Here is an 8,814-nt window from a genome sequence, read left to right as displayed (position 1 = left end):
CCCCCGTCGGGCATCGTGCCCACCCTCGACGCGGTGCCCGCGGATGCGCGCCCGCGGCCCGTCGTGCGGCTGCGTCCGGCCCCCGCTCCGAGCCCCACGCCGCTGGTTCGGCCGGAGCAGGTGGACGCCCCGGCCTCCGGCGAGGACATGTCCGCGGTCGCGGAGGGGCCCGCCCCACGAGACGAGCCGACGGCGGAGCGCCACTCCGCACCGGCCGCAGGCGAACCGCTCGCGAGGACCGCGGCGGAGACGACGGCCGCCGACCCGGGGCCGGCGGCGCTCGACCCGCAGCGGCCCACTCCCTCCCCGCGTCCGGTGGCCGGCCCGTCCCCGGACGATGGCGCCCTCCCGTTGCTCGCCGAGATGAACGACCCGCTCAGCGGGCCGTTGCGGCAGCCCCTGCTCGACCCGCTGCTGGACCCGACGCTGGGCACCACGGATACCCCGGTCCCGCTGGCGCCGTCGGTGTCCCTGGACTCGCTGCCCTCGTTACCGGAGCCGACCCGCAGCTGGGTCGACGACTGGACCTCCGGCGCATGGGCCGTACCGTCGACCTCCGCGGCGGCCGAGCCCGACCGGCCCGACGAGCAGCCGGTTGATCGGCACGCACCGCGTCCCGCGCCGTCGCCGAGCAGATCCGCGGCTCCGAACGCGACCGACGACGACCCCGACCCCACCACCGACGGCAGCCCGGCCGACATCGGCGCCCCCGGTCGCAACGCCTTCGACAGCGCCACCGAAAGCAGGGCCGCCGGCAGCAGCATCTTCGACAACACCACCGACAACAGGACCGACAACAGCAGCGCCTTCGGCAGCAGCAGCGTCTTCGACGGCGGCGCCACAAGCGACGGAGCCGACAGCAGCAGGAACACAGGCAACCTCGAGGACACCGACGGCGTCGAGCGCACCGGTGGCACCGACGGCGGCGGATTCGGCACTCCGGCCGACCCCTTGCCGAGACGCCGCCGGGCCCGGCACCGCTCCGACCCGGACACCGAGCAGGGCCTGGACGCGAGTGCGGTGGCACCGCCCGCCGAGCAGCCCACCGACGACGCGGCGCAGGCCCCCGGCCCCGAGTCGCCGGAAGGCGAACAGGACGACGACGCGATGTCGACGCTGAGCTACACCGAGCGTGAGCTGCTCCGCCAACTGCACGCCGAGCTGGCCGCACGCGAGCGTCCCCGTTCGCGTCGGCGCAGCATGTCGAACGGGTCGCACGGCGCAACCAACGGCGTCGCCCCGCCGGGTCGGCTCGACCCCCCCGACCTCGCCGGCTGACCGCCCGCAGCGCGGTCAGCGTCCCGCGGACCGCACCTGCTCGATGATCTCCTGCACGTGCAGGGCTCGGTCGGCGTCGCACGGGCTGCTGGTCCGGCCGCCGGCCACCGCGTCACAGAACTCGTCCAGCAGGACGCCGTAGCAGGCGCGGGCGTCCGCCGGCTTGCTCGTCACCACATGTCGACCGGCTCCGCCGAACACCGCGACCTCCACCTCGGACGGGTCCACCGGCAGCCGCAGCGACACCGTCGTGGTGCTTCGCGCACCACCCGCGTGCACGAGCCCGAACCGCCAGGTGTCCGGGTCCGTACGGTGCGCCCAGTCCACGCCCGTGACCGGTCCCAGCGCGGCATCGAGCAGGTCGATGACGTGCGGGCCGACATCCAGGAGCGCCCCGTGCTCGGCCCGCCACCCCGACCCGGCGTACGGTCCGCCGAGCAGGGCCCCCGACAGCCAGCGCGCCGACCCGATCGTGTCGGGGCCGGCCGGGCCGTCGGGGAGGCCGGCCAGCCAGCCACGGATCACCGGGTCGAACCGCAGGGTCAGCATGGTCGTCGAGCAGACGGACGCGGCGGCGACGGCGTCGGCCACCGCCCGCGCCCCGCCCAGGGAGTCGGCCAGCGGCTTCTCCAGGATCACGTGGCGGCCCGCCGCAGCGGCCACCGGCACCAGGTCGGCCTGCACCCGCGGCGGTACGGCGAACGCCACCGCGTCGACGTCGTCGAGCAGGTCGGCGACGCGGTCGTACACGCGCCCACCGGCCCTCGGGCCCAGGTCCTCCGCGCTGCTGCGTCGGCGGCTCCAGACACCGGCCAGGGTCGTCCCGGGATGAGCGGCGATCGCGGGGGCGTGCACCCGCCGGGCCCACGGTCCGGCTCCGACCAGGCCGATGCGCAGTCGCTCCACGGCTGCCATCCTTCCGAGACGGCCACCCGGCCCGCCGACGAGGCGACGTGGCGTCGGTCACCCGCGCGAGCCGCCGCCATGGCATATCGTCCGGCAGATGACCATCGGGGGAGCCGCCGAGCCCGGCGCTGTCGCTGTGCCACGGCTGGCCGCGACGGTAGTTATGCTGCGCGACTCGCCCGACCCCGCGCCCGGCCGCTCGCCACTGCAGGTCTTCCTGCAGCGCAGGGTGGCCGGCATGGCCTTCGCCGGCGGCATGACGGTCTTCCCCGGCGGCGGTGTCGACCCGGGGGACCGGCCCGATCCCGCGCACTGGAGCGGACCCGATCCGGCGTGGTGGGGCCGTCGGCTGGCCTGCGAGCCCGAGCTCGCGGGGGCGCTGGTGCAGGCCGCCGTCCGGGAGACGTTCGAGGAGTGCGGGGTGTTGCTGGCCGGCCCGCCCGAGGGCGGGGCCGCGCTCGGTCCGGATCTCGCCCCGGCCCTCGCCGCCGGCCGGGAGGATCTGGTCGCGCGGCGGCGCACGCTCGCCGATCTGCTCGCCGCGACCGGCCTGGTGCTGCGCTCCGACCTGCTGCGCGGCTGGGCCCGCTGGATCACCCCGCCCGCCAGCCCGCGCCGCTACGACACGGTCTTCTTCACCGCGATCGTCCCGGACGGGCAGCAGGCCGACGCCGCCACCACCGAGGCCGTCGAGGCAGCCTGGTGGCATCCGGCCGCGGCGCTGGAGCGGTGGCAGGCCGGTGAGATCGAGCTGATGGCGCCCACCCTGCGCACGCTGCAGCAGGTGGCCGCGTTCGCCGATGCGGCGAGCGCGCTCGCGGCAGCCGCCGAGCGGACGATCACCCCGGTCATCCCCAAGGTGCGCCGGCAGGGCGAGCAGGTCGTCGTCGTGGTGCCGGGTGACCCGGAGTACGCCACCGCGGTCGACCATCTGAGTCCGGGAGGACGACCGTGACGGATCCGCATCAGCCGCCCCCGCCGCTCACCGTGACAGAGCATCCCGCCTACGGCGTCCTCCGCGAGGTCACCCCGCTGGCATCGGTGTTGCTGGCCGAGAACCCGTCACCGATGACGCTGGAGGGCACCAACACCTGGGTGCTGCGCGCCCCCGGGGTCGAGGAATGCGTGGTCGTCGACCCGGGCGAGGACGACGAGCAGCACCTGCGGCGCATCGCCGAACACGGTCCGGTGACCCAGGTACTGCTGACCCACCACCACCACGACCACGCCGGCGGTGCCCGCCGGTTCGCCGAAATGGTCGGCGCCCCCGTGCGGGCGCTCGACGCGTCGCTGGTCCTGGGGTCCGAGGCACTCGCTCACGGTGACGTCGTCGCGGCGGCCGGGCTGGAGATCCGGGTCCTGGCGACGCCCGGGCACACCTCGGACTCGATCTCGTTCGTGCTCGACGGCCCCGGGAACACGACCTCCACCGTCCTCACCGGCGACACCATCCTGGGCCGGGGCACGACGGTCATCGCGCACCCGGACGGCTCGCTCGGGCCGTACCTGGATTCCCTGCGGCTGCTCGCGGAGCTGCCGCCGGGGACGGCGGTGCTCCCCGGGCACGGCCCCGAACTGGCCGACGCCCCGGCCGTCGCGACGGCCTACCTCGCGCACCGGGAGGAGCGGCTCGACCAGGTGCGCGCTGCGCTGGGCCGGCTGGGCCCGGACGCGACGCCGCGACAGGTCGTGGAGATCGTCTACGCCGATGTCGACCGGGTGCTGTGGCCCGCGGCCGAGTGGTCGGTCCGGGCCCAGCTGGACTACCTCCGGGCGTAGCCCACGCCGGCCGGGCGCGGGTCGCTCAGGCGGAGGCCAGAGCGGGCGGCGGGGAGGCCTCGGCGAGCGTGTGGCGGCACGCCCAGAGGACCACCGCCAGCAGCACCCCCATGGTCCCGCCGACCACGAACGCCGCCGGCGGCCCGGCCGCCTCGACGACCACTCCCGCGACGGACTGCCCCGCAGCCAGCCCGAGGGTCGCCGCGGTGACGACCCAGCCGAACGCCTCGGTCGCCGTGCCGGCGGGCGCCGCGACGTCCACCGCCATCGAGTGCGCCGTGATCTGCGGCGTGATGAGCGCACCCGCCGCCAGCATCGCGAGCAGCAGGACGAGCATCGAACCGGTCGGTCCGGTCAGGGCCATCGCGACGACGAGCACCCCGAAGCCGGCCAGCAGCACCGGCATGCGCAGGTGCAGCGGGCGGGGCCAGGGCCGCATCCCGTAGAGCACCCCGGCGAGTACCGAGGTGACCGACCACGCCGACAGCAGCACCCCACCCAGGGCGGGGGAGCCGGCCGCGGCCGCCACCGCGGGCACGCCGACCTCCACCGCGCCGACGACCAGCCCGAAGCCCAGCGAGGCGAGCGCGACCGTGCGCATCCCGGGCCGGGCAAGGGCGCCGAGCAGACCGGTGCGCGGAGCCGCAGGGTCGGAGGGTGCGGGACGCTGCGCCCGGACCGGCCCGCTCAGCGCGAATCCGATCGAGCCCACCACCATCGCCGCCGCAGCGGCGACCGCCCCGGTCCCCGGCCACGGCGCCGTGACGAGGAACGCCGCGAGCGCCGGGCCGAGGATGAAGAAGACCTCGAGACTGATCGCCTCGTAGCTGTACGCCGCCTCGCGGCGCGGCCCGGGCGGGACCAGCCGGGCCCACAGCGTCCGCGACGCACCCGGCATCGCCGGCATGCTCAGTCCGGTGAGCACGGCCGCGGGCACGAGCACGGCGAGCGGGCGGCCCGACTCGATCGCGAGCACCAGCACCGCGACGGCCAGCGCGAAGATGCCGGCCACGAGCAGCAACGGGCGGGTGGGCCCGAGCCGGTCCATCACCCGGCCCTGGATCACCGAGCCGACCGAGACCCCCGCCAGCGAGCCCGCCGACACCAGGCCGGCCACCGCGAAGGATCCCGTCTCACGCTGCACGTAGAGCAGCGTGGCCAGGCCGAACATCGCGATGGGCAACCGCCCGACAGCGGAGGCGAGCACGGGCACGGCCGCACCGGGGGCGCAGACCGCGGCGCGGTAGTCGGCGAGCGAGACGGACACGCCGTGAAGCCTCGCACGTTCTGGTACGCCCGTACCAGAAGTTTTCGGTCACTACCGCCCCGGCCGGCCCCGGGTGGGGCCGCCGGGGATCAGCGGGCGCGGCGGGCCAGGCGCTCGGGCTCCAGGATCAGCACGCTCTTGCCCTCGAGCCGCAGCCAGCCGCGGTGGGCAAAGTCGGCCAGCGCCTTGTTCACGGTCTCCCGCGACGCCCCGACCAGCTGCGCGATCTCCTCCTGGGTGAGGTCGTGTGTCACCCGGAGCAGGCCCGACTCCTGCGAGCCGAACTGACGAGCCAGCTGCAGCAGCGACTTCGCCACGCGGCCGGGAACGTCGGTGAAGATCAGGTCGGCCAGCATGTTGTTCGTGCGGCGCAACCGGCGGGCGAGCACCCGCAGCAACTGCTCGGCGATCTCCGGCCGCTTGCCGATCCACTCGCGCAGCGCCTGACGGTCCATCGTGTAAGCGCGGACCTCGGTCACCGCCGTCGCCGACGACGTGCGCGGGCCCGGGTCGAAGATCGAGAGCTCACCGAACATGTCCGAGGGCCCCGCAACCATCAGCAGGTTCTCACGACCGTCCGGCGACTTACGGCCGATCTTCACCTTGCCGCTGCCGATGATGTAGAGCCGGTCACCCGGCTCGCCCTCCGAGAAAATCACGTGCCCGCGCGGGAACTCGGCCGGCTCCAGCGCTTGGGCCAGTACCTCCGCAGCCTGCGGCTCCACGCCCTGGAAGATCCCTGCGCGGATCAGAACCTCGTCCACAACTCCGCTCCTCGTCCATCCGGCCGCGTCCACGCGACGGATCATCGGCGCGTCAGTCTAGGGGGTCGGCCCCACACCACGACGAGACGCCGTCCTCAAGGTCCGCCCGATCAGGGCGACACGATCGTGACCAGCGGTTGGAGGTCCGGGCCCCCGGTCCGTTGTCGCCGACCTTCCAGCTGCCTACGGGGAGACCTTGCTCCTTCTCGCCGCGCGCCGGGTACCCGCCCCCCGGCTCCGCAACCGGAACAGCTCCAGCGCCCGACTGGTGCCCTGCCGGAACAGCGCACGCACCTCGTCGGGCCGCGGCTGCTCGAGCAGCTCGTCGAGCTCTTCCTGACGGACGGTGGCCTCCCGCAGCCGGGATTCGACGCGCTCCATACCGAGCGCGAAGAACATCACCAACAGCGGCACGAGGACGGACAACCATGCAGTCATGTCGGGAGAAATGATTCCGCATCGCGGCCGGGGCCAGGCGGCGGGGGTGCGTGAACCGCCGTGGGCGATACCGATTCGTGACCCGCGCAGGACCGGTCTGTCCGGCTCCGTGCCCGGCCGGGCGGTTCGCCGGCGGCCCGGTCACGTCGGGTACCGCCCCGCGTGCCCGTACCCTCGTGCCCGTGAGTACCCCCACCCGGCGCAGCGCGGCCAAGCTGGCCGCCCGGGTCGCCGCCGGGGAGAGCAGCCTGGGTCGCGCCCGCCGCGTCGGGCGCACGCTCCGCGCCCTGGCCGCCGCCTACCCCGACGCACACTGCGAGCTCGACTTCACCACGCCGCTCGAGCTGGCCGTCGCCACCATCCTGTCCGCGCAGTGCACGGACAAGCGGGTCAACGAGGTCACCCCGGCGCTGTTCGCCCGCTATCCGACGGCGCTCGACTACGCCCGCGCCGACCGGACCGAACTCGAGGAGCTCATCCGGCCGACCGGCTTCTTCCGGAACAAGGCCGCCTCGCTGATCGGCCTGGGCGCGGCGGTCGTCGAGCGGCACGACGGCGTGCTGCCGGCGACCCTCGACGAGCTGGTGAAGCTGCCCGGCATCGGCCGCAAGACCGCGAACGTGATCCTCGGCAACGCGTTCGGCATCCCCGGCATCACCGTCGACACCCACTTCGGCCGGCTGGTCCGTCGCTGGGGGTGGACCGGCGAGGAGGACCCGGTCAAGATCGAGCACGCGGTCGGCGAGCTGGTCCCGAAGCGGGACTGGACGATCGTCTCGCACCACGTGATCTTCCATGGCCGGCGGGTGTGCCACGCCCGCAAACCGGCCTGCGGGGTGTGCACCCTGGCCCTCGACTGCCCGGCCTTCGGCACCGGCCCCACCGATCCGGCCCAGGCCGCCGCCCTGGTCAAGGGCCCGGAGGCGCCACACCTGCTGGCGTTGGCCGGCTTCGACCCGGCTCCGGCCGAGGGGTCGGGCGGAGCCGCGTGAGCGCGGGCGGTGGTCCCGCCCGCACAGCCTCGCGGGTGGGTCGGTTGCGCGCGTCCCGCTCCGAGATCGTCACCACGGTCGTGGTGGTGCTGCTCGCCGTCGTGGCCGTGGTCGCGCTGTGGCCGGGCGGCGGGTCCGGTTCGTCGACGGCCCCGGCACCGACAGCCGTGGTCCCCGTCGGCGACTCCGAACTCGCCCCGCTGCGGGCGGCGGCAGCGCTCGAGCCGTGCCCGACGGGGACGGGCCCGGCCGGCGGCCCGCTCGCCGGGGTGACCGTGCCGTGCCTCGGCGCCGCGGGCACCGTCGACCTGGGCGCAGCGCTCGCCGGCCGACCGGCGCTGCTCAACGTGTGGGCCTCCTGGTGCGAGCCGTGCCGGGCCGAACTCCCGGTGCTCGCCGAGTACGCCGCCCGTCCGGGTGCGATACCCGTCGTCGGGGTGGCCGTCCGGGACGACCCGCGCTCCGCGCTGCGGCTGCTCGCCGATCTCGGCGTGCGGCTGCCCTCGATCACCGACCCCGGCGACGCGCTGCGCGCCGCCCTGTCGCTGCCGCCGGCATTGCCGGTGAGCTACCTGGTGGCGGCCGACGGCAGCGTCACGATGGTCGATCCACCGGTGCCGTTCCGCTCGGCCGACGACGTCGCGGCCGCCGTCGCCCGCCTCGGCCCGGGAGCCGCCCGGTGACCGGTCTCGCACCCGATCGGGCGCCCGGCTGGATGCAGCCGCTGCTGGACGGCGTGGAGGGCGTCGACGCGGCCACCCTGAGCCGGCACCGGATCCCCCCGCCCGCCGGCGGCCGCCGCGCCGCTGTGCTCATGCTGTTCGGCGAGGGTCCGGACGGCCCCGACGTGCTGCTCATGGAGCGGGCGGCCGCGCTGCGCAACCACGCGGGCCAGGTCTCCTTCCCCGGCGGGGGCATCGACCGGACCGACGCGGGCCCGCTCGCGGCCGCACTGCGCGAGGCGGAGGAGGAGACCGGGCTGGACCCGTCGGGTGTGGTCCCGCTGACGCTGCTGCCGGAGCTGTTCATCCCGCCGTCGGGCTTCGTGGTCACCCCGGTGCTGGCGCACTGGGAGCGGCCGGTCCCGGTACGGGCGGTGGATCCTGGCGAAACGGCCCGGGTCGTGCGGGTTCCGGTCGCGGCGCTGGCCGATCCCGCCAACCGGTTGCAGGTGAGTCATCCCTCCGGCTACATCGGGCCCGCGTTCAGCGTGGCGGGTCTGCTGGTGTGGGGTTTCACCGGGGGCCTATTGTCCGCGCTGTTGCATCTGGGTGGATGGGAACGGCCCTGGGACAGGTCCCGGGTCGACGATCTGGGCACGGCGTGGTCCGCGGCCCGGGCCGCGAGGCAGGAGGTCGCAGGAAGATGACGGCGGTCTCCGCGTGAGCAG

Annotated in this window: 10 protein-coding genes; 6 read left to right on the top strand and 4 right to left on the bottom strand. The window is 75.1% G+C overall.

Annotated features, from left to right (window positions below):
• On the top strand, positions 1 to 1,278 hold a 1,278-nt coding region (locus tag HF519_RS13980; protein ID WP_211169993.1), incomplete at its 5' end, for a hypothetical protein.
• 15 nt (positions 1,279 to 1,293) lie between these two features.
• Here HF519_RS13980 and HF519_RS13975 read toward each other — a convergent pair.
• Entirely contained in the window at positions 1,294 to 2,193 is a 900-nt protein-coding gene (locus HF519_RS13975) for a Gfo/Idh/MocA family protein (RefSeq protein ID WP_169413359.1), read from the bottom strand.
• An 88-nt stretch (positions 2,194 to 2,281) separates the two neighbouring features.
• Between HF519_RS13975 and HF519_RS13970 the strand changes: the two genes are divergently transcribed.
• Both HF519_RS13970 and HF519_RS13965 read left to right on the top strand, forming a co-directional pair.
• Positions 2,282 to 3,139, top strand: a complete 858-nt coding sequence (locus tag HF519_RS13970; RefSeq protein WP_169413358.1) for an NUDIX hydrolase — start codon at positions 2,282 to 2,284, stop codon at positions 3,137 to 3,139.
• Positions 3,136 to 3,963 carry an MBL fold metallo-hydrolase gene (locus HF519_RS13965; protein WP_312860102.1) on the top strand — a complete coding sequence of 276 codons (828 nt, stop codon included), beginning with the start codon at positions 3,136 to 3,138 and terminating at the stop codon, positions 3,961 to 3,963. The genes HF519_RS13970 and HF519_RS13965 overlap by 4 nt, the downstream gene beginning before the upstream one ends.
• Before the next feature lie 25 nt (positions 3,964 to 3,988).
• On the opposite strand, the gene HF519_RS13960 is transcribed toward HF519_RS13965, so the two are convergent.
• From HF519_RS13960 to HF519_RS13950, 3 genes are all read right to left on the bottom strand, one after another.
• On the bottom strand, positions 3,989 to 5,230 hold the full coding sequence (locus HF519_RS13960) for an MFS transporter (protein ID WP_312860101.1): 1,242 nt from the start codon (positions 5,228 to 5,230) through the stop codon (positions 3,989 to 3,991).
• Positions 5,231 to 5,319: 89 nt separating this feature from the next.
• Positions 5,320 to 5,994 carry a Crp/Fnr family transcriptional regulator gene (locus tag HF519_RS13955; protein ID WP_169384272.1) on the bottom strand — a complete coding sequence of 225 codons (675 nt, stop codon included), beginning with the start codon at positions 5,992 to 5,994 and terminating at the stop codon, positions 5,320 to 5,322.
• A gap of 183 nt (positions 5,995 to 6,177) precedes the next feature.
• On the bottom strand, positions 6,178 to 6,432 hold the full coding sequence (locus HF519_RS13950) for a hypothetical protein (RefSeq protein ID WP_169413357.1): 255 nt from the start codon (positions 6,430 to 6,432) through the stop codon (positions 6,178 to 6,180).
• A 182-nt stretch (positions 6,433 to 6,614) separates the two neighbouring features.
• On the opposite strand from HF519_RS13950, the gene nth reads away from it, so the two are divergent.
• The 3 genes from nth to HF519_RS13935 are packed head-to-tail and all read left to right on the top strand — an operon-like array spanning position 6,615 to position 8,793.
• On the top strand, positions 6,615 to 7,424 hold the full coding sequence (gene nth / locus HF519_RS13945; protein WP_312860100.1) for an endonuclease III: 810 nt from the start codon (positions 6,615 to 6,617) through the stop codon (positions 7,422 to 7,424).
• A gap of 44 nt (positions 7,425 to 7,468) precedes the next feature.
• Positions 7,469 to 8,107 carry a TlpA family protein disulfide reductase gene (locus tag HF519_RS13940; protein ID WP_211169991.1) on the top strand — a complete coding sequence of 213 codons (639 nt, stop codon included), beginning with the start codon at positions 7,469 to 7,471 and terminating at the stop codon, positions 8,105 to 8,107.
• Positions 8,104 to 8,793, top strand: coding sequence for an NUDIX hydrolase (locus tag HF519_RS13935; RefSeq protein ID WP_169413355.1), 690 nt, complete (start codon positions 8,104 to 8,106; stop codon positions 8,791 to 8,793). Before HF519_RS13940 ends, HF519_RS13935 begins: the two co-directional genes overlap by 4 nt.
• Positions 8,794 to 8,814: the final 21 nt, after the last annotated feature.

Source organism: Pseudonocardia bannensis, assembly GCF_012911875.1.
GTDB lineage: Bacteria > Actinomycetota > Actinomycetes > Mycobacteriales > Pseudonocardiaceae > Pseudonocardia > Pseudonocardia bannensis.
Note: the sequence above shows the minus strand (reverse complement) of the source record. Positions and strands in the feature narration are given on the sequence as shown.

Coding starts and splice junctions, on each gene's coding strand:
- HF519_RS13975 (WP_169413359.1), bottom strand. CDS start 2,193: ATGGCAGCCGTGGAGCGACTGCGCATCGGCCTGGTCGGAGCCGGACCG.
- HF519_RS13970 (WP_169413358.1), top strand. CDS start 2,282: ATGACCATCGGGGGAGCCGCCGAGCCCGGCGCTGTCGCTGTGCCACGG.
- HF519_RS13950 (WP_169413357.1), bottom strand. CDS start 6,432: ATGACTGCATGGTTGTCCGTCCTCGTGCCGCTGTTGGTGATGTTCTTC.